The 20489-nt window shown below is 74.0% G+C and carries 14 protein-coding genes; 10 read left to right on the forward strand and 4 right to left on the reverse strand.

The genetic code is table 11. The features are described 5' to 3' along the window. The 4 genes from gatC to LPA42_RS27760 all read left to right on the forward strand — a co-directional run. A partial coding sequence (gene gatC / locus LPA42_RS27745) for an Asp-tRNA(Asn)/Glu-tRNA(Gln) amidotransferase subunit GatC (protein WP_228986970.1) occupies nucleotides 1-234 on the forward strand: 234 nt, incomplete at its 5' end. Next, nucleotides 231-1706 (forward strand): Asp-tRNA(Asn)/Glu-tRNA(Gln) amidotransferase subunit GatA, encoded by a 1476-nt coding sequence (gene gatA / locus LPA42_RS27750; RefSeq protein ID WP_077936556.1) that lies wholly within the window; start codon nucleotides 231-233, stop codon nucleotides 1704-1706. The genes gatC and gatA, both read left to right, overlap by 4 nt. Before the next feature lie 13 nt (nucleotides 1707-1719). After that, the gene (gene gatB, locus LPA42_RS27755) at nucleotides 1720-3216 is read left to right on the forward strand and encodes an Asp-tRNA(Asn)/Glu-tRNA(Gln) amidotransferase subunit GatB (RefSeq protein WP_077936557.1); all 1497 of its coding nucleotides are present in this window, start codon (nucleotides 1720-1722) and stop codon (nucleotides 3214-3216) included. A gap of 120 nt (nucleotides 3217-3336) precedes the next feature. Beyond that, nucleotides 3337-5694 carry a pyruvate dehydrogenase gene (locus tag LPA42_RS27760; protein ID WP_077936559.1) on the forward strand — a complete coding sequence of 786 codons (2358 nt, stop codon included), beginning with the start codon at nucleotides 3337-3339 and terminating at the stop codon, nucleotides 5692-5694. Between the two features lie 556 nt (nucleotides 5695-6250). Here the strand turns inward: LPA42_RS27760 and LPA42_RS27765 are convergent. Both LPA42_RS27765 and LPA42_RS27770 read right to left on the reverse strand, forming a co-directional pair. Further along, complete coding sequence (locus tag LPA42_RS27765) at nucleotides 6251-7777, reverse strand: metallophosphoesterase (protein ID WP_077936560.1); 1527 nt, start codon at nucleotides 7775-7777, stop codon at nucleotides 6251-6253. A gap of 71 nt (nucleotides 7778-7848) precedes the next feature. Continuing rightward, nucleotides 7849-9030: a sorbosone dehydrogenase family protein gene (locus LPA42_RS27770; protein WP_228986972.1), complete on the reverse strand. Its 1182-nt coding sequence runs from the start codon at nucleotides 9028-9030 to the stop codon at nucleotides 7849-7851. 54 nt (nucleotides 9031-9084) lie between these two features. Here LPA42_RS27770 and LPA42_RS27775 point away from each other — a divergent pair, with 54 nt between their 5' ends. After that, nucleotides 9085-10011, forward strand: coding sequence for a 2-hydroxyacid dehydrogenase (locus tag LPA42_RS27775; protein ID WP_077936562.1), 927 nt, complete (start codon nucleotides 9085-9087; stop codon nucleotides 10009-10011). Between the two features lie 23 nt (nucleotides 10012-10034). Here LPA42_RS27775 and LPA42_RS27780 read toward each other — a convergent pair whose 3' ends face one another. Then, complete coding sequence (locus LPA42_RS27780; protein ID WP_077936563.1) at nucleotides 10035-10409, reverse strand: PH domain-containing protein; 375 nt, start codon at nucleotides 10407-10409, stop codon at nucleotides 10035-10037. 829 nt (nucleotides 10410-11238) lie between these two features. Between LPA42_RS27780 and LPA42_RS27785 the strand changes: the two genes are divergently transcribed. Then, nucleotides 11239-13350 (forward strand): bifunctional diguanylate cyclase/phosphodiesterase, encoded by a 2112-nt coding sequence (locus tag LPA42_RS27785; RefSeq protein WP_077936580.1) that lies wholly within the window; start codon nucleotides 11239-11241, stop codon nucleotides 13348-13350. 33 nt (nucleotides 13351-13383) lie between these two features. Here the strand turns inward: LPA42_RS27785 and LPA42_RS27790 are convergent, their stop codons facing one another. Continuing rightward, nucleotides 13384-14403, reverse strand: coding sequence for a LacI family DNA-binding transcriptional regulator (locus LPA42_RS27790; RefSeq protein ID WP_043962251.1), 1020 nt, complete (start codon nucleotides 14401-14403; stop codon nucleotides 13384-13386). Nucleotides 14404-14707: 304 nt separating this feature from the next. Between LPA42_RS27790 and LPA42_RS27795 the strand changes: the two genes are divergently transcribed. The 4 genes from LPA42_RS27795 (at nucleotide 14708) to LPA42_RS27810 (ending at nucleotide 20453) form a co-directional block, all read left to right on the forward strand. Beyond that, a complete protein-coding gene (locus LPA42_RS27795) occupies nucleotides 14708-15991 on the forward strand; it encodes an extracellular solute-binding protein (RefSeq protein ID WP_077936564.1) in 1284 nt (427 codons plus the stop codon). A 93-nt stretch (nucleotides 15992-16084) separates the two neighbouring features. Then, on the forward strand, nucleotides 16085-17092 hold the full coding sequence (locus LPA42_RS27800; protein WP_043962254.1) for a carbohydrate ABC transporter permease: 1008 nt from the start codon (nucleotides 16085-16087) through the stop codon (nucleotides 17090-17092). Nucleotides 17093-17157: 65 nt separating this feature from the next. Then, a complete protein-coding gene (locus tag LPA42_RS27805) occupies nucleotides 17158-18000 on the forward strand; it encodes a carbohydrate ABC transporter permease (protein WP_228986973.1) in 843 nt (280 codons plus the stop codon). Then, nucleotides 17997-20453 carry a glycoside hydrolase family 2 protein gene (locus LPA42_RS27810; RefSeq protein ID WP_077936566.1) on the forward strand — a complete coding sequence of 819 codons (2457 nt, stop codon included), beginning with the start codon at nucleotides 17997-17999 and terminating at the stop codon, nucleotides 20451-20453. Before LPA42_RS27805 ends, LPA42_RS27810 begins: the two co-directional genes overlap by 4 nt. Nucleotides 20454-20489: the final 36 nt, after the last annotated feature.

Raw genomic sequence — 20489 nt, forward strand, 5'->3', positions numbered from 1 at the left:
CTGGACACCTTCGCCGGCCAGCTCGACACGATCCTCCAGGCGGTCGCCCAGGTCGGCGAGGTCGCCGCGGCGGACATCCCGCCGACGTCCCACTCCGTGCCGTTGACCAACGTGCTGCGCGAGGACGTGGTGGTGCCCGGCCTGACCCCGGCCGAGGCCCTGTCGGGCGCGCCCGACGCCGAGGAGCAGCGGTTCCGCGTCCCGCGGATCCTGGACGAGGATGTGGCGTCATGACCGACCTGACCAAGCTGACCGCCGTCGAGATCGCCGGCCTCGTCGCCGGCGGCCAGACCTCGGCCGTCGAGGTGACCCAGGCCCACCTGGACCGCATCGCCGCCGTCGACGACCGGGTGAACGCCTTCCTGCACGTCGACGCCGACGGCGCGCTCGCCGCCGCCCGCGCCGTCGACGAGCGCCGGGCCGCCGGTGAGGAACTCGGCCCCCTCGCGGGCGTGCCGGTCGCCGTCAAGGACGTGCTCACCACCAAGGGCGTGCCGACCACCGTCGGGTCGAAGATCCTGGAAGGCTGGCGCCCGCCGTACGACGCGACGATCGTGCAGCGGCTGCGCGCCGCCGGCACGGTGATGCTCGGCAAGACCAACATGGACGAGTTCGCGATGGGCTCCTCCACGGAATACTCGGCGTACGGGCCGACCCGCAACCCGTGGGACACCGACCGCATCCCCGGCGGCTCCGGTGGCGGCAGCGCCGCCGCGCTCGCCGCGTACGAGGCGCCCCTGGCCATCGGCTCGGACACCGGCGGCTCGATCCGCCAGCCGGGCGCGGTCACCGGCACCGTCGGCGCGAAGCCCACCTACGGCGGCACCTCCCGCTACGGCCTGGTGGCGTTCTCCTCCTCGCTGGACACCCCCGGCCCGTGCGCGCGTACGGTGCTTGACGCGGCGCTGCTGCACGCGGCCATCGGCGGCCACGACCCGCGCGACTCCACCTCCATCCCGCAGCCGGTGCCCGACGTGGTCGCCGCCGCCCGGCTCGGCGCGACCGGCGACCTGACCGGCGTGAAGCTGGGCGTGGTCACCGAGTTCTCCGGCGAGGGCGCGGAGCCGGGCGTCGCGGCGGCGTTCCGCGACTCCGTCGACGCCCTGGCCAAGCTCGGCGCGGAGATCGTCGAGGTGTCCTGCCCCCACTTCAAGTACGCGCTGCCGGCGTACTACCTGATCGCCCCGAGCGAGTGCTCCTCGAACCTGGCCCGCTTCGACGGCGTCCGGTTCGGGCTGCGCGAGGGCGACGACGGCAACCGGTCCCTGGAAGAGGTCATGTCGCTGACCCGGGACGCCGGCTTCGGCCCCGAGGTCAAGCGCCGGATCATGCTCGGCACGTACGCGCTCTCCTCGGGCTACTACGACGCCTACTACGGGCAGGCGCAGAAGGTCCGCACCCTGATCACCCGCGACTTCACCGCCGCGTTCGAGCGGGTCGACGCGCTGATCTCGCCGACCACCCCGTTCGTGGCGTTCCCGATCGGCGCGCGCACCTCCGACCCGTACCAGATGTACCTGGCCGACCTGTACACCATCCCGACCAACCTGTACGGCGGGCCGGGCATCTCGGTGCCGTGCGGCCTCTCCGACGGGCTGCCGGTCGGCCTGCAGGTCATGGCCCCCACGATGGCCGACGACCGGATGTACCGGGTCGCCGCCGCGCTGGAGTCCGCGGTCGGCACGTTCACCCCACCGGCACTGTGAGGCAGGAGCACCGATGAGCACCACGACCTTGCCCGCGTACGACGACGTCGTCGCCCGCTACGAGCCGGTGATCGGCCTGGAGACCCACGTCGAGCTGGGCACGAACACCAAGATGTTCTGCGGCTGCCCGACGGACTTCGGCGGCGAGCCCAACACCCGGGTCTGCCCCGTCTGCCTGGGCCTGCCCGGGTCGCTGCCGGTGGCCAACAAGGCGGCGATCGAGGCGACGATCCGGATCGGCCTGGCGCTCAACTGCTCGATCGCCTCGTGGTGCCGGTTCGCCCGGAAGAACTACTTCTACCCGGACATGCCGAAGAACTTCCAGATCAGCCAGTACGACGAGCCGCTCTGCGTCGACGGCTACCTCGACGTCGAGGTGGGCGGCGAGCTGGTGCGCATCGGCATCGAGCGGGTGCACCTGGAGGAGGACACCGGCAAGACCCTGCACGTGGGCGGGGCCACCGGCCGCATCCACGGCGCGACGGAGTCGCTGGTCGACTACAACCGGGCCGGCATCCCGCTGGTGGAGATCGTCACCAAGCCGGTCCCCGGGACCGGGGCGCTGGCCCCCGAGGTGGCCCGCGCGTACGTCACCGAGCTGCGTGACGTGATCCGTTCGCTGGGCGTCTCCGACGTGCGGATGGAGGAGGGGTCGCTGCGCTGCGACGTCAACACCTCCCTCAACCTGCCCGGCCAGGAGTGGGGCACCCGCACCGAGACCAAGAACGTCAACTCGCTGCGCTCGGTGGAGCGGGCCGTCCGGTCGGAGATGCTGCGGCAGGCGTCGGTGCTCGACGCGGGCGGCCGGATCACCCAGGAGACGCGGCACTTCCACGAGGACACCGGCGACACCACCCCGGGCCGGTCGAAGGAGACCGCGACGGACTACCGCTACTTCCCGGAGCCGGACCTGGTGCCGCTCGCCCCGGACGCCGCCTGGGTGGCCGAGCTGAAGGCGGCCCTGCCGGAGCTGCCCCGGCTGCACCGCCGCCGCCTCCAGGAGCAGTGGGGCCTGTCCGACGCCGACATGCAGTCGGTGCTCAACGCGGGTGCGGTCGAGCTGATCGAGGCGACCGTCGCCGCCGGGGCCACCCCCGCCGCCGCCCGCAAGTGGTGGCTGGGCGAGCTGTCCCGCCGGGCCAACGAGACGGGCGTGGAGCTGGCCGACGTCGGGGCCACCCCGGTGCAGGTCGCCGAGCTGCAGGGCCTCGTCGACGCGGGCAAGCTCAACGACAAGCTGGCCCGCAGCGTCCTGGAGGGCGTGGTGGCCGGCGAGGGCTCGCCTACGGAGATCATGACCGCCCGGGGCCTGGAGGTCGTCTCCGACACCGGCGCGCTCACCGCCGCCGTGGACGAGGCGATCGCCGCCAACCCGGACATCGCCGAGAAGATCCGCAGCGGCAAGGTCGCGGCGGCGGGCGCGCTGGTCGGCGCGGTCATGAAGACCACCCGCGGCCAGGCCGACGCGAAGACGGTCCGCGAGCTGATCCTCTCCCGCCTCGGCGCCTGAGACGCAAGGAGGGGGCCCTTGTTAACGCTTTCTGTATAGGAAGGGCCCCCTCCTAACACCCGCACCCCCACCCCCACCCCCTCGCGAGGCGTCAACGGCGACGCCCGGATGGAGCACCCCGTGAACCAGCACGACCTCGACGTCCTCGACGAGATCCAGCGCCGGGTGCTCTGGCTCGCCACCCGCATCGTCGACGCGGCCAACCACGACCGGGACACCGGCGACGGGGTGAAGGTCGGCGGGCACCAGGCGTCCAGCGCGTCGCTGGTCACGGCCATGACCGCGCTGTGGTTCGCGCACCTCGACGCCGCCGACCGGGTCGCGGTGAAGCCGCACGCCTCGCCGGTGTTCCACGCGATTCAATACCTGCTCGGCAACCTCGACCGGTCGTACCTGACGCGGCTGCGCGCCCGGGGTGGCCTCCAGTCGTACCCGTCGCGCACGAAGGACCCCGACGGCGTCGACTTCTCCACCGGCTCCGTCGGCCTCGGCGCCGCCGCGCCGCTGTTCGCCGCCGTCACCCGCCGGTACGTCGACGCGCACTTCGGCGCGCGCCCCCGCTCCCGGTTCGTGGCGCTGATCGGCGACGCCGAGCTGGACGAGGGCAACATCTGGGAGGCCGTCGCCGACCCCGCCACCACGGGCCTGGGCAACGTGATGTGGCTGGTCGACTTCAACCGGCAGTCCCTCGACCGGGTCGTGCCCGGGGTGCGGATCAACCAGTGGCGCGGCCAGTTCGAGGCCGCCGGCTGGCACGTCGTCGAGGTCAAGTACGGCCGCCGGCTCGCGCAGGCGTACGCGCGGCCGGGCGGGGAGGCGCTGCGCGACTGGATCGACGCGATGCCCAACGAGCAGTACCAGTCGCTGTTCGGGCTGGCCGGGCCGGCGCTGCGGGAGCGGTTCTGCGACGGCGCGCCGGCCGGCATCGCCGAGCTGATCGCCGACGTCACCGACGACGAACTGGCCCCGCTGGTCACCGACCTGGGCGGGCACGACCTGCAGGCGATGCTCGACGCGTACGCCCAGTGCGACGCGGTCACCGACCGGCCCAGCGTCGTCTTCGCGTACACCGTGAAGGGTTGGGGGTTGCCCATCGCCGGCAATCCCCGCAACCATTCGGCGCTGCTCACCACCGCGCAGGTCGACGAGCTGCGCGCGGCCCACGGCCTGACCCCCGCCACCGAGTGGGACCGCCTCGACCCGGCGTCGCCGGCCGGCATCCGGGCCGGCGCGCGCCGGGAGGCGCTGTCCCGACCGCCGGCCGGGCGGGCGCTGCCGGTCGCCGTTCCGGAAACCACGAGGGTACGCGCGAACCGGCCCGTCTCCACCCAGGAGGTCTTCGGTCGGGTGCTGGTGGAGCTGGCCCGCGACGAGGGCGTCGCCCCCTACCTGGTGACCACCGCGCCCGACGTGGCCACTTCGACGAACCTCGCCGGGTTCATCAACAAGACGGGGGTGTTCGCCCCGACCGAGCAGCGGTCCTGGACGGAGGACCGGATGCTGCGCTGGACCGAGAGCCCCGCTGGGCAGCACATCGAGCTGGGCATCTCGGAGATGAACCTGTTCCTGCTACTCGGCCAGCTCGGCCTGTCGTGGGACCTGTCGGGGCAGCCGCTGCTGCCGGTCGGCACCGTCTACGACCCGTTCGTGCTGCGCGGCCTCGACGCGTTCCTCTACGGCACCTACTCGGGTTCCCGGTTCGTGGTCGCCGGCACCCCGTCGGGCATCACCCTGGCTCCCGAGGGCGGCGCGCACCAGTCCACGATCACCGCGTCGGTGGGGCTGGAGCTGCCCGGGGTGACGTTCGTCGAGCCCGCGTACGCGGCCACCCTCGACTGGCTGCTCTGCGACGCCCTCGGGCAGATCGCCGCCGGGGGCACGCCGGCCAGCACGGCCGCGCCGGTCGAGGACGGGGCGTACTACTTCCGGCTCAGCACCCGCCCGATCGACCAGGCGCCCTTCGAGGCGGCCAGGGCACGGCTCGGCGACGCGGTGCTGCGCCGGCAGGCGGTCGCCGGGGCGTACCGGCTGGTCGACGCGCACGCGGCGCACCCGGAGCTGGCCGACGCGCCGGTGGTGCAGCTCGCCGCCTCCGGCGCGGTGCTGCCGGAGGTGCTCGCCGCCGCCGCCGAACTGGCCGAGGAGGGCGTGGCCGCGCACGTGGTGGACGTGACCAGCCTGGACCGCCTCTACCGGGCGTGGCAGCGCACCCTGCGCCAAGGGGTGCGGACGGCCACCGTGCCGAGCGTGCCGGGGGCGCTGCGGTCGGCGTTCGTCGACCGGGTGCCGGTGGTGACGGTGCACGACGCCGCGTCGCACGCGATGGCCTGGCTCGGCTCGGCCGTCGGGGCCCCGGCGGTGCCGCTCGGCGTGGACGAGTTCGGCCAGTCGGGCAGCGTCCGCGAGCTGTACGAGCTGCACGACCTGCTGCCCGGGAGCATCGTCAACGCGGCCCTGGCCGCCCTCTCGCTGCGCTGACCCCCGCCCCGCCCTCCGCTGGCTTCCGTCGCCGCGCCCGCTGCCGCCCGCTGCCCCGCGCCGGTCCCGCCGGCCGCGCCGGTCCTACCCCTAACGGGCTGCGGTTCGTTGCGCTCCGTGGTCAGTGCCGCTCTGTAGCTTTCCGTGACCTTCTCCGTCGGCCTCACCTCACCTTGCCCTCCCTTTGCTCTGCACCCATCGACGCAACACTGCCGCTGATCTGCGGAAACGGTTGACGCTCCCCGATCGACCTCTGGTGGGGTGATTGCCGAGGGTGACTGTTGCGTCGATGGGTGCAGAGCAAAGGGGGCGACGGGGTGGGTTGACAGGCGCTGTTTAGTAACACACCGTCACGGTTGGCCATGGCTTCGTAGGTCCGCAGCAGGTCCGCGGTATGCCTGCGGCAGGTCCGCGGCCCGCAGGTCGGGGGCCCGCTGCCCCGTACCGGCCGGGCCCGTGCTGCCCCGTACCGACGGCCCGCGCGGGCGCTCGGGCGGCGAGGGCAGCGGAGCGGCGGGGGTGAGTGGGGGCGAGCGGGGTGGGCGGGGCGGCCGGGTCAGCGGGTCGGGGTCGGGGTGACCGGCACCTGGTCGCCGGCCTTCGGGTTCTGCACCACGTGCCGTTCCAGGTTGACCTGCGCCTGGCCGGTGCCGCCGACGGTGATGTCGTCGTACGCCTGGAGCAGTTTCTCCTTGTCGAAGTAGAGCACCGTCATCGACAGCGGGGTGGGCTTCTCGCCCTCCAGGCCGCGCAGCCCCGCGCCGCCGGTGGACCCCTCCACCATCAGCTGCGTCGGCATCTGGCCCGGCGCCTGCGGCAGCTTGGAGACCTGCCGGGCGTGGGTGTGCCCGGCGAGCACCAGGGGACAGGTGCCCGACAGCGGCCCTGCCGACGCCGGGTCGTGCACCAGCGCGATGTTCACCGGCTTGGGCGAGTTGCGGACCGTGGTGGCGAGCTGTTCACCGGCCCCGATCACCTGGTCGGCCACCTCGCTGGTGAGGCCGCTGCCGGCCGGGGAGGTCTCCTTGTCGGGGGTGAACCGGGGGTCGCCGATGCCGGCGATGGTCAGCCCGGCGACGGTGGTGGTCGAGTTGTTCAGCACGATCGCGTTGGGCTGCTGGGCCACCGCCGCGGCCGTCTTGCCCGAGTCGTGGTTGCCCCGGATGTAGACGTACGGCTTCTTGAGCAGCCCGATCGAGCCGACGAACGACGCCTCCGGCTCGCTGCCCCAGTCGGTGATGTCGCCGGTGTCGATCACCACGTCGATGCCGAACTGCTCCACGACCGTGCGGATGAGCTGCCACCCGGTCGGGTTGAGGTGCATGTCGGAGACGTGCAGGACCCGGGTGGTGCCAGGGGCCGGCTCGTACACCGGCAGGGCGGAGACGGTGGTGTAGAGCTGGCTGACGTTGCCGACGAGGCGCTGGAGCTGCTCGGCGTACTTCGTGTAGTCGTTGGCGATCCGACGGGCGTCACCGACGATCGCGGGGGCGTTGACCAGCAGCCCCTCGTACCGGGGCTCCTCGATCGCCTGCGGGCGGATGGTGGACGCGGCGAGGCCGAGGCTGCCGGCGGTGACCAGCAGCGACAGCCCGCCCGCCCAGGCGGTGCGCCGGGTGTCGCGGAACACCAGCCCGGCGAGGATGAGGGTGACCAGCACGGCCGCGCCGACGGTGCGTAGCCCGAGGCGCAGCACCCCGTTGCGGACGTCGGTGACGGCGGACTGGCTGGCCCGGCTGATGCTCGCCGGGTCGTCGATCAGCGCCTCGGTGCGCCGCTGGTCGAGGGCCCCGAGGCCGACGGTGAGGTGGGTGGGCCCGTCGTGGCTGTCGAGCTGGAGCGCGCCCAGCGGCGGGATGTCGACGGTGGTGCCGCCCTCCAGCGACGGGGTGAGGCTCAGCTCCGCGCGGAACGGCCCGATGTCGGTGTGCACCCGCCCGCCGGCGAGGGTGCCGATGACCGCCCCGGCCAGGGAGATCACCAGGACGGCGAGGACCACCCCCAGCCGCCGGACCCGGCCGCGCCCGGCCGTGCGGGGCGCGGCTTCGCCGGCGCTGCGCTCTTCGTTCTCCTGCCCGTCCATGCTGAGATTCTGACCTGCCCAGTGAAGGATCTTGGCAAACCCGGGATTCCGGCCCTGCTGGCGGCGGCGGGTCAGCTGCGGCCCGCGCCGCCGTCGGTGAAGACCAGCCGCAGGATCCGGTCGTCCTCGGGGGCCGGCTGGCCCCGCCCGTCGTGGTTGGAGGTGGTGACCCAGACCGACCCGTCGGGGGCGGCGACCGCGCCGCGCAGCCGGCCGTACCGGCGGGTGAGCAGCTCCCGGGGCTGGCCGAGCACCGTGCCGGTGTCGGTCAGCTCGACCAGCCACAGCCGCTGCCCGCGCAGGCAGGCGGTGACCAGCAGCCGGTCGGTCGCCGCGAGGCCCGAGCAGGAGGCGTCGGTGGTGCGCCACTGCACCAGCGGGTCGGCGTACCGCCGGTCGTCGGCCTGGCCCTCGACCTGGGGCCAGCCGTAGTTGCCGCCCTTGGTGATCTGGTTGATCTCGTCCCAGGTGTTCTGGCCGAACTCGACGGCGTACATCCGCTTGCCGGCGTCCCAGGCCAGGCCCTGCACGTTGCGGTGGCCCAGGGACCAGACCGGCGAGCCGGCGAACGGGTTGCCCGGGGCCGGCTTGCCGGCGGTGGTGATCCGCAGGATCTTGCCGCCCAGGTTCTTCTGGTCCTGCGCGGCCTCCCGGTCGCCGGCGTCGCCGGTGCTCGCGTAGAGGAAGCCGTCCGGGCCGAAGGCGAGTCCGCCGCCGTTGTGGATGCCGGCCTTGGGGATGCCGGTCAGGATCGGGGTGGGCGAACCGTCCAGGTCCAGCTTGACGATCCGGTTGTCGTTCGCGGCGGTGTGGTAGACGAAGATCGTCTGGTCGGTCGCGTAGTCGGGGGAGACCGCGATCCCCATGAGCCCGCCCTCGCCGCCGGGCACCACGCCGGGCACCGTCCGCACCGCCGTGACCGTCAGCCCGCCGCGCAAGGAACCGGGGCCGACCTGGAGGATCCGGCCGCTGTCCCGCTCGGTGACCAGCGCGCCGCCGTCGGGCAGGAACGCCATGCCCCACGGCACCCGCAGCCCCTTGGCCAGCACCGTGGTGACCACCTGCGGGCCGGCCCCGGCGGGCGCGGAGGCCGACGGGGTGGGCAGGTTGGGCGGCTCGCCGGCCGGGTCCGGCTCCGGCTCGCCGAAGCTGCACCCGGCGGCGGCCAGCAGCAGCGCCGCGCAGGACGCCGCGACGGCCGCCCGCAGCGGGCTCTTGCGGGGGTACGGGGCTCCGGTGCTCACCCGGCCCAGCCTAGCCGCCCGGCGGTGCCGTCACGGGGCCCGCACCGGCTATCGTCGGCGTCCGTGAAGGTATGGATTCCGCATCCCGCCGGCCGCGCCCTCCTCGGCGAGGTGCCGCCCGGGGTCACCGTCGAGGTGGCCGAGCACCCGTCGCGGCTGCCCTCCGAGGTGGCCGGCGTCCGGTTCTGGGTGCCGCCGTTCCTCTCCGGCGTGGACGCCACCGCCCTGCTCGGGAGGTTGCCCGACCTGCGGGTGGTGCAGCTCCTCTCGGCCGGCGCGGACGCCTGGGCGGGCCGGGTGCCGCCCGGGGTGACCCTCTGCGACGCGCGCGGCGTGCACGACGTCGGCACGGCCGAGTGGGTGGTCGCCGCGATCCTGTCCCAGGTGCGCGGCTTCCCCGCCTTCGCCCTCGCCCAGTCCCGCCGCGAGTGGGCCTACGACCGGCTCTGCCCGACCGACGAGCTGGCCGGCAAGCGGGTGCTCATCGTCGGGGCGGGCTCGATCGGCGCGGCGGTGCGGGCCCGGCTCGCCCCGTTCGAGGTGACGTTCACCCTGGTCGCCCGCACGCCGCGTCCCGCCGAGGGGGTGCACGGGGTCGACGAGCTGCCGGCGCTGCTGCCCGAGGCCGACGTGGTGGTGGTGCTGGTGCCGCTGACCGACGCGACGCGCGGCCTGGTCGACGAGAAGTTCCTCGCCGCGATGCCCGACGGCGCGCTGCTGGTCAACGCCGCGCGCGGCCCGGTGGCCCGCACCGACGCGCTGGTCGCCGAGCTGGCGACCGGGCGGCTGCGGGCCGCGCTGGACGTCACCGACCCGGAGCCGCTGCCCGCCGATCACCCCCTGTGGGAGCTGCCGAACGTGCTGCTGACCCCGCACGTCGCCGGCTCGGTGCGCGGGCTGCTGCCCCGGGCGTACCGGCTGGTGGCCGAGCAGGTCCGGCGCTTCGCCGCGGGGGAGCCGCTGGTGAACGCGGTGTCGGACGGCTACTGACCGGCCGGCCCACGGCGGTGGGGTCAGGCGGCCGGGCCGGGCAGGTTCTGGCCGGTGGCCGCGACGAGCCGGGGCAGTTCGCTGCCGCGCACCCCGGGCAGCACGAGCAGCTCGCCGTCGTCGAGCCGGGCTACCGCCCGGCCCCGGGCGTCGGCGCCCAGCTCGACGACCCGGTCCCAGGCGACCCGGCGCTGCCCGGCCAGCGCCCGCAGGCGCAGCTCCCGGGCGTCGGCCTCGGTGCCGGCCCGCCAGGCCCAGACCCCGATCGCCAGCGGGACGAGCAGCACGGGCACGAAATACCACCCGGCGCTGGCCAGCGGCAGGGCCCCGATGAAGGCGATCACCGCCGCGACCAGGATCGCCTGGTTGTGGCGGAAGCGGACGGTCTCGGTACGCACCCGGAGATGATCCCACCCGGCCGGTGTGACCCGCCGGCCGGGCGGCGGATGGCCGGCGGGGGGCAGTGACCCGAATCACGCCCACCCGGTCCGCCGCGTCCGCGTCCGGCGGTGACGATGAATCGTTCTCCCGTGTTGGGCGCGTTCACCCGCCGCGCCATGCCATGCCGCTGGCGGGCCCGTCCACCGGGCGGCACCGCCCCTCATCCCGGCCCGGCGACCGCAACCGCCGTGCCGGGACGCACCGCCGTACCGCATCCGCCCGTGCCCCCTCACGAAGGCGACCGCCGTGCCCGTCGCGTACCCCTCAGGTGTTCCCCGCCTGCGCCCCGCCGACCTGCTGGTGCTGGCGGCGGTGGCGCTGCTCGTCCTCGCCGGGCTGGCCGGCGCGGTCCCGCCGCTGGCCGTGGTGGCGCTCGCCGGGGCCGCCGGCAGCGCCCTCGCCGGGGCCCGGCTGTCCCGGCTGGTCGTCCCGGCCCGGGGCGGTGACCCCGCCGGAGACGACGTCGCGCGACCCGGCCCGTGGCGTGGCCCGCGGGTGCGGCCCGCCGCCGGGCTGCTCCACGCGGCGGTGCTCTCCGTCGGGCTGACCGTCGCGGTGCTGCCGCTGGTCGCCGCCGGACTGCGCGTCGCCGTCGGCGCGGCGGGGCTCGGCCTCGCCGCCGTGCTGCACACCGTCGGGTTGCTCCTGCTGCCCGGCCGCACCCGGCTGGCGGCGCGCGCCCGGGTGCGCCACGCGACGGACATCGTCAGCCTGGGCCTGAGCCTGCACTTCGCCGCCTGGGTGCTGCTGCCGACGGAGCAGGCCCCGCTCGCCGCCCGGATCGCGGTGGCGTCCGGCGGGTTCGGCTTCGCGGCGGTCGGCGTGGCGGCCCTGGCCGACTGGCGACGCCGCCCGGGCGCGGCGGTCTGCCTCCTGGGCACCGGGGCCGCCCAGTTCGGCCTGCTCGCGCTGATCGTGCTGCTGGCCTACGGCGCGCCGGACCGCGCGGCCTTGGCGACCGTGCCGCCGCTGGTGGCCGGCGTGCTGCTCACCGCGGCCGGGGTCCGGCGGGTGGCCGCCGGCGACCCGAGGCGGGCGGGGGGCCCGCCGCCGGTCTGGCCCCGGGTCAGCGCGCCCGCGGGCATCGCCACCCTGGCCGCCGCCGGGCACCTGGCCGCGTACGGCCCGTTCAGCACCGGCATGGTCCTGCTCGGCCTCTCGGTGATCCCCCCGCTGGTCGTCCGGGAGCTGATCTCCGCAGCCGACAACCGTCGGTACGCCGGCCGGCTCGCCGCCCAGGAGGCGCACTTCCGCGCGCTGGTCTCCGGCGGCAACGACCTGATCCTGCTGCTGGACGACGCGCTGCGGGTGCGTTGGCAGTCCCCGGCGGCGGCCCGGCTCTTCGCCCTCACCGACGCCGACGTGCTCGGCCGGCACTTCGCCGACCTGCTGCACCCGGACGACGCGGGGCGGATCGCGCGGCTGCTCGACGGGGTGCTCGCCGGCGACCGTCCGACGCTGCTGCCGGCGCGGATGCGCGACGGGCGCGGGGCGTGGCGGGAGACCGAGTCGACGGTGAGCGACCAGCGCGGCGTGCCCGAGGTCCGCGCGCTCGTGCTGCACGTGCGCGACGTCGGCGAGCGTCGCCGGTTGGAACGCGCGGTGCACCAGTTGGCCGCGACCGACCAGCTCACCGGGCTGGCCAACCGGCGGGAGCTGCTGCGCGAGCTGCGCGCCCGCCGGGGCGGGTCGGGGGCGCTGCTGGTGGTCGACCTGCACGGCCTGGGCGCGGTCAACGACGGTCGCGGGCACGCGTTCGGCGACACGGTCGTGGTCGAGGTGGCCCGCCGGCTGCGGGCGGTGGCCGGCCCGGAGGACCTGGTGGCCCGGCTGGTGGGCGACGAGTTCGCGGTGCTCACCGACGTGGGCCCCGTGCTCGCGTACGGGCTGGGCACCCGGCTGCTGGCGGCGCTGGCGGAGCCGTACCGGATGGCGGGCGACGAGGAGGTCCGGTTGCAGGCGAACGTCGGCCTGGCCGAGGTCGGCGGCGTGGGGCCCGACGACGTGCTGCGCCAGGCGGACCTGGCCCGCCGCCGGGCCGCCCAGCTCGGGCGGGACCGCATCGAGTGGTACGACGCGTACCTGGAGGAGCAGCTGGTGCGCCGGCTCGACCTGGAGCGGGAGCTGCCCGGCGCGGTGGCCCGGGGCGAGCTGGACCTGGTCTACCAGCCGGTGCTGGGGCTGGCCGACCGGCTGCCGGTGGGCACGGAGGCGCTGCTGCGCTGGCGCAGCCCGGTGCTGGGCACGGTGCTGCCGGCCGAGCTGCTGCCGGTCGCCGAGGACCTGGACCTGATCGGCGAGGTGGGCCGCTGGGTGCTGGACCGGGCGTGCCGTCAGCTCGCCGACTGGTCGGCCGGCGACCGGCGGCTGTGGATGTCGGTGAACGTCACCCCGGGGGAGCTGACCGCGCCGGACTTCCTGCCCCGCACGGCGGCGGTGCTGGCCACACACGGGGTGCCGGCGGACCGGCTGGTGGTCGAGGTGGCCGAGCCCCGCGTCGGCCCGGAGCTGCCGGCGGTGGTGGCCCGGCTCGCCGGGCTGCGGTCGCTCGGCGTCCGCACGGCCCTGGACGGGTTCCGGGCCGAGCACGCCTCGCTGGCCCAGCTCCGCCGGCTCCCGGTCGACCTGTTGAAGCTGGCCCCGGCGGCGTCGTCCGCGCACCGACCCGACGCGGCCGGTGCGGGCGGGCCGGTGCGGCCGCCGCTGACCGACGTGGTGGTCGGCCTCGGCCAACGCCTCGGCCTGGAGGTCGTCGCGGCGGAGCTGGAGACCCCGGCGCAGGTGGACGCGGCGGCGCGGGCCGGCTGCCGGTACGGGCAGGGCCACGCGCTGGCCCGCCCGGCGACCGCCGAGCGGGTGGAGGCGTACTTCGAGGAGTTCCCTTCGGCGTCCCGGTGACCGCTTAACCGGTTCAGTCGACCCTGGCCCGGCTCACCGTGCCCGGGGTGGTGCCGTGCTGCCCCGGGGGGTGAGGTGCGCCGTCTCGCCCTGCACGCCGCTGACCGGCTCGCCCGCGATCACCTGGAGCAGCTGCCGGGCGGCGTGCGCGCCGTACGCGGGGATGTCCCGGCCCAGCGCCGTCAGCGGCGGGTGCACGAGCTGGCACAGGGGCGAGTCGTCCCAGGCGACGATGGACAGGTCGCCGGGGACCGTCAGGCCCATCTCCTGGGCCACGGACAGGCCCGCCACCGCCATCACGTCGTTGTCGTAGATGACGGCGGTGGGGCGGTGCGGGGAGCTGAGCAGCCGCCGGGTGGCCCGGGCCCCCTCCTCGCCGGTGTAGTCCGACCAGACCGTGACCGACTCGTCGAGCCCGAGCCGGGCGCACACCTCGGTGAAGGCGTCGCTGCGGACCTCGGTGTGCAGCAGCGAGGGCAGGCCGCCGACCCGGGCGATGCGGCGGTGCCCCAGGGCGACCAGGTATTCCACGGTCTCGACCAGCGCCGTGGCGTCGTCGGACCAGACGTGGGCCAGCCCGCCGGTGTGCCCGGGGCCGCCGATCACCACGGCCGGCAGTTGCAGCTCCTCCAGCGCCGGCACCCGCCGGTCGTCGGTGCGCAGGTCGCAGACGAAGACCCCGTCGACGCGGCGCTCGGCCCACCAGCGGCGGTAGACCGCGATCTCGGCGTCGGGGTCGGCGACCACCTGGAGGGTCAGCGCGTACGAGCGGGCGGACAGCTCGGCCTCGACGCCGCTGATCAGCTCCATGAAGAACGGCTCGATGCCGAGTATCCGGGCCGGGCGGCACAGGGCGAGGCCCACGGCGTTGGCGCTGGCGCCGGAGAGCGCCCGGGCGGCGCTGCTCGGGCTGAACCCGATCTCCGCGGCGATGGCCAGGATGCGCTGGCGGGTCGCCTCGGAGACGCCGGGCTGCCCGTTCAGCGCGTACGAGACCGCGCCCTTGGAGACCCCGGCCCGCCGCGCGACGTCGGCGATGGTCGGCCGCTTCACCGGCGTGTTCCTCCACTTGCTCGGCCCGCCCCGGGGCGGGTGCACGGTGCCGGGGTGGCCGGCGGCCCTCACGCTACTGCAACCGGGTGGGGCCGGCGGTCGGGGCCGGGCCCCGTGCGTGGCGCGGCCCCGGGGCTGCGCTTGCGCGGTTAAGCCTGCGCAGGACACCGAAAGGTTACGGAACAGGCACTCAGTTAACCGGCCGTTGACACTGGTGGGGTCGGCCCGTACGGTGGCGTCACTTATCCGGTTCAGTCAACGTCTCTCGATGTCGGGAGCGTTTCCATCTTGCTCGGAGGAAGACATGAGACGGTCCTGGAGCCACTGGGCCCGCGCGGTCGCCGTGGGGGCGGTCGGCCTGACCATGGTGGCCGCGTGCAGCGGCAGGAGCACCACCGGCGGTGACGACGCGGGTGGCGGCACGGTCACCCTGAAGATCAATTTCTGGGGCGACTTCGGGCTCCAGGACCTCAAGACCAAGTACGAGGCCGAGCACCCCAACGTCAAGATCCAGCTCAACTCGGGCGAGTACAACGCCCAGCACGAGGACCTGCAGAAGAAGCTGGTCGCCGGCTCGGGCGCGGCGGACATCGCCGCCATCGACGAGGGCTACGCCGTGCAGTTCCGCGGCCAGTCCGACAAGTTCGTCAACCTGCTCGACAAGGGCGCCGGGTCGCTCGAGAGCAAGTACCTGCCGTGGAAGTGGAAGCAGACGCTCTCCGCCGACGGCAAGACCCAGATCGGCCTCGGCACCGACGTCGGCGGCCTGGCCATGTGCTACCGCACCGACCTGTTCGCCGCCGCCGGGCTGCCCACCGACCGCGACCAGGTCTCCGCGCTGTGGCCCACCTGGGACAAGTTCATCGAGGTCGGCCAGCAGTACACCGGCAAGACCAAGAAGAAGTTCATCGACTCGGGCACGAACCTGTTCAACCCGATCCTCGGCCAGCAGCAGGTCGGCTTCTACACCGAGCAGGAGCAGCTCCAGATGGACGGCGGCCCGAAGGTCGCCTTCGACTACACCGTCAAGGCGCTCCAGGCCGACATCTCCGCCAAGCTCGTCAGCTTCCAGGCCGACTGGGACAAGGGCTTCACCAGCGGCGCGTTCGCCGTCCTCGCCTGCCCGGCGTGGATGCTCGGGCACATCAAGGAGACCGCCCCCGGCACCGAGGGCAAGTGGGACATCGCGGCCGTGCCCGGCGGCGGCGGCAACTGGGGCGGCTCGTTCCTGACCATCCCCAAGCAGAGCAAGAACGTCGACGAGGCGTACAAGCTGCTGGAGTGGCTGGTGCAGCCGGAGCAGCAGATCGAGATCTTCAAGAAGGTCGGCAACCTGCCGTCGCAGCCGGCCCTCTACGCCGACCCGGCGATCGCCGAGTTCAAGAACCCGTTCTTCAACGACGCCCCGGTCGGGCAGATCTTCCCGAAGATGGCGCAGGGCCTCACCCCGCAGTACCAGGGCAAGAAGAACGGCCCGACGCGGGTGAACGTGGAGAACGTCATCCGGCGGGTGGAGAACGGGACGCTGAAGCCGGACGCCGCCTGGGCCGAGGCGGTCAAGGAGGCCGAGAAGGCCAGCAAGTCCTGACGCCCCGGCCTCCGCGTCGCCCCCGGCGCGGGGGGCCGGGCAACGCCCTCCCCGACACCCCCGCACAGTCCGACCGGCCCTGGAGCGTCCCCCATGTCCACCACCCGCGCCGCGCCACCGTCCCCCCGCTCCGCGCCCGAGCGCGGCACCGGCGGATCCGGGGCCGACGAGCGGCGGCTCACCTGGCGCAACCGGCTGTACCGCTTCGACATGCGCTACATGCCGTACCTGATGATCGCGCCGTTCTTCCTGCTGTTCGCCGTCTTCGGCCTGTTCCCGCTGCTGTTCAACGGCGTGGTGTCGCTGCGCAACTACGAGCTGGACGACCCGACGCTGCCGTACTGGGCCGGGTTCGACAACTTCGCCCGGCTCGCCGGCGACGAGGACTTCTGGAACGCCCTCTACAACACGTTCGGCATCTTCCTGCTCTCCTCGCTGCCGCAGCTGCTGCTCGCCCTGGTGATCGCCTCGCTGCTCAACCGCAGGCTGCGCGCCCAGACCTGGTGGCGGGTCGGCATCCTGCTGCCGTACGTCACGCCGATCGTCGCCTCCACGATGGTGTTCAGCGTCTTCTTCTCCCGCGACTTCGGCATGGCCAACTGGCTGCTCGGCCCGTTCGGCGGGGGCGACGCCCCGATCGACTGGCGGGCCGACAAGCTGCACTCCTGGATCGCCGTCGCCACCATGGTCAACTGGAAGTGGATCGGCTACAACGCGCTGCTCTACCTCGCGGCGATGCAGTCCATCCCGCGCGACGTCTACGAGGCGGCGGCCATCGACGGCGCGGGCCCGTGGAAGCAGCTCTGGCGGATCACCGTGCCGATGATCCAGCCGGTCGTCGTGTTCACCGTCGTGCTCTCCACCATCGGCGGCCTCCAGCTGTTCACCGAGCCGATGCTGTTCGACCTCAACGCGCAGGCGGCCACCGGCGGCCCGAACGGCGAGTGGCAGACCATCGCCCAGCTCATCTACAAGGTGGGCTGGAAGGACCTCAACCTCGGCTACGCCGCCGCGATGTCCTGGGCCCTGTTCCTGATCATCCTCGTCGTCGCCGGCATCAACACCTGGCTGACGAGCCGCCTGTCCGGAGGGCGCAAATGAGTGTCGACACCGCGCCGCGGCCCGTGGAGCAGGCCCCCGCGCCCCGGGGCCGCCGGGCCCGGCTGATGGGCCGCGCCCCGCAGGACACCCCGGCGGGCCTCGGGACGTACCTGCTGCTGGCCGTGACGATCCTGTTCTCGGTCTTCCCGCTGTACTGGATGTTCGTCATCGCCACCAGCGACGACGAGGCCCTCGCGAAGATCCCCCCGGCGGTCGTGCCCGGCAACCAGTTCCTGGTCAACCTGGAGGAGGTCTTCTCCCTCCAGGACGTCTTCTTCGCCGCCGGCCTGATCAACAGCTTCATCGTCTCCACCGTGGTCACCGCCTCGGTGCTGTTCTTCTGCTCGCTGGCCGGGTTCGCGTTCGCCAAGCTGCGCTTCAAGGGCAGCGGCTGGCTGATGCTGTTCGTGGTGCTCACCCTCACCGTGCCCAACCAGCTCGGCATCGTGGCGCTCTACATCGTGATGGGCAAGCTCGGCTGGAACGGCACCCTGCTCGCCGTCATCGCGCCCGGCCTGGTCACCGCGTTCGGCGTGTTCTACATGCGGCAGTTCATCGTCAACTCCGTCCCCGACGAGCTGGTCGAGTCGGCGCGGGTGGACGGCGCGACCACCATGCGGATCTACTGGAGCATGGTGCTGCCGGCGATCCGGCCCGCCCTCGCGGTGCTCGGCCTGCTCACGTTCGTGGCCACCTGGAACGACTTCCAGTGGCCGCTGATCACGCTCAGCGGCACCGACTTTCCCACCTCGATGGTGGCCATCTCCGACCTGGCCAGCGGCAACTACGTGATCTACCGGCGGGTGCTGGCCGGCGCGTTCGTCGCCACGATCCCCCTGGTGGTCATGCTGTTCGTCGGCGGGCGTCAGATCGTCCGCGGAATCATGGAAGGCGCGGTGAAGTCGTGATCCGGCAATCGTTGCACGAGGGTTGGCTGCTGCGGGCCGTCGCCGGCGGCCAGGTGCCGCCGCAGGTGGCCGGCCGGTCGGTCCCGGCGACCGTGCCCGGCTGCGTGCACACCGACCTGCTCGCCGCCGGCCTGATCCCCGACCCGTACCTCGACGACAACGAGACGGCGCTGGCGTGGATCGGGCGCACCGACTGGGTCTACGAGACCACGTTCGACGCGCCGGCCGGCGACGCCGACCGGGTCGACCTGGTCTGCGCCGGCCTCGACACGGTCGCCACGCTCGCCGTCAACGGCGTCGAGGTCGGCCGCGCCGAGAACATGCACCGGGGCTACCGGTTCGCCGTGGCGGACGCGCTGCGGCCGGGGGCCAACACGCTGACCGTCCGGTTCGACTCGCCGTACCGCTACGCCGAGGCGCACCGGGACCGGCTCGGCGACCGGCCCAACGCGTACCCCGAGCCCTTCAACTTCATCCGCAAGACGGCCTGCAACTTCGGTTGGGACTGGGGGCCGACGGTCGTCACCGCCGGCATCTGGCAGGACATCGGCCTGCACGCCTGGTCCACGGCCCGGCTCGCGACGGTCCGGCCGCTGGTCACCGTCGCCGACGGCGTCGGCCGGGTCGAGGTGGTCGTCGAGGTCGAGCGCGCCGCCACCGCCGGGCAGGCCGCCGACGACGAGCCGGTCACCGTCCGCGCGACGGTGGCCGGGTCCGCCGCCGAGGCCGTCGTCGCGGCCGGGGAGCGCACGGCCGCGCTGACCGTCGAGGTCCGCGACCCCGCGCTGTGGTGGCCCCGGGGGTACGGGGACCAGCCGCTGCACCCCCTCGACGTGACCCTGCACGCCGCCGACGGCCGGGAGCTGGACGCCTGGTCCCGCCGGATCGGCTTCCGCACCGTGCGCCTGGACACCGCGCCCGACGCGCACGGCTCCGCGTTCACCCTGGTCGTCAACGACGTGCCGGTGTTCGCCCGGGGGGTCAACTGGATCCCCGACGACGCGTTCCCCGACCGGGTCACCCGGGCGCGGCTGGCGCACCGCTTCGACCAGGCCGTCGAGGCGAACATCAACCTGCTGCGCGTCTGGGGCGGCGGCCGGTACGAGTCGGAGGACTTCTACGAGCTGGCCGACTCCCTCGGGCTGCTGGTGCAGCAGGACTTCCTGTTCGCCTGCGCCGCGTACCCGGAGGAGGAGCCGTTCCGCTCCGAGGTGGAGGCCGAGGCGCGCGAACAGGTCACCCGGCTGGCCGCCCACCCGTCGCTGGTGCTGTGGACGGGCAACAACGAGAACATCTGGGCCTGGCACGACTGGGGCTGGCAGGAGCGCCTCGCCGGGCGCACCTGGGGCCGGGGCTACTACCTGGAGCTGCTGCCGGCGATCGTCGCCGAGCTGGACCCGACCCGCCCGTACTGGCCGGGCAGCCCCTGGTCGGGCAGCGAGGACGTCCACCCCAACGACCCGGCGCGCGGCAGCATGCACATCTGGGACGTGTGGAACACCGACGACTACACGAAGTACCGCGAGTACGTGCCCCGGTTCGTCGCCGAGTTCGGCTACCAGGCGCCCCCGGCGTACGCGACGCTGCGCCGGGCCATCTCCGACGACCCGCTCGCCCCCGACTCGCCCGGGATGGCCCACCACCAGAAGGCCATCGACGGCGACGCGAAGCTCCAGCGGGGCCTGGATGCGCACCTGCCCCCGCCGGCCGACTTCGCCGAGTGGCACTACTTCACGCAGCTCAACCAGGCCCGCGCCATCCAGCTCGGGGTGGAGCACTTCCGCTCGCACCGGCCGGTGTGCATGGGCACCATCGTGTGGCAGCTCAACGACTGCTGGCCCGTCACCTCCTGGGCGGCCGTCGACGGCGACGGCCGGCGCAAACCCCTGTGGCACGCGCTGCGCCGCGCGTACGCCGACCGGCTGCTCACCGTCCAGCCCCGCGACGGCGGGCTGGCGCTGGTGGCCGTCAACGAGACCGGGCAGCCGTGGCGGGCCCCCGCCACCGTCACCCGGGTCACGGCGGACGGCGAGCCGAGGGCGAAGTCGGCGTACGACCTCGACGTGCCCGCGTACGCGACGGTGGAGCTGGCGCTGCCGGCGGACCTGGCCCGGCCGGAGCAGGCCCGGCGGGAGCTGCTGGTCGCCGAGGCCGACGGCGACGCCGGGCGGGCGTTCTGGTTCTTCGCCGAGGACCGCGACGCCGACTGGCCCGTGGCGGAATACGACGCCACGGTCGAGGAGGTCGACGGCGGGCAGCGGGTACGCGTCACCGCCCGCACGTTCCTGCGCGACCTGACCCTGTTCCCGGACCGCCTCGACCCGGCCGCCGAGGTCGACGAGGCCCTGGTGACGCTGCTGCCGGGGGAGTCGGCGACGTTCACGGTGCGGGCCCCGCGCCCGCTGCCCGCGGCCGCCCTCACCACCCGCCCCGTCCTGCGCACGGTGAATTGAAAGGAGGGGCCCCTTGTTAACGCTTTCTGTATAGGA

It is taken from the genome of Micromonospora sp. DH13 (genome assembly GCF_020873825.1).
Classification (GTDB): domain Bacteria; phylum Actinomycetota; class Actinomycetes; order Mycobacteriales; family Micromonosporaceae; genus Micromonospora; species Micromonospora haikouensis.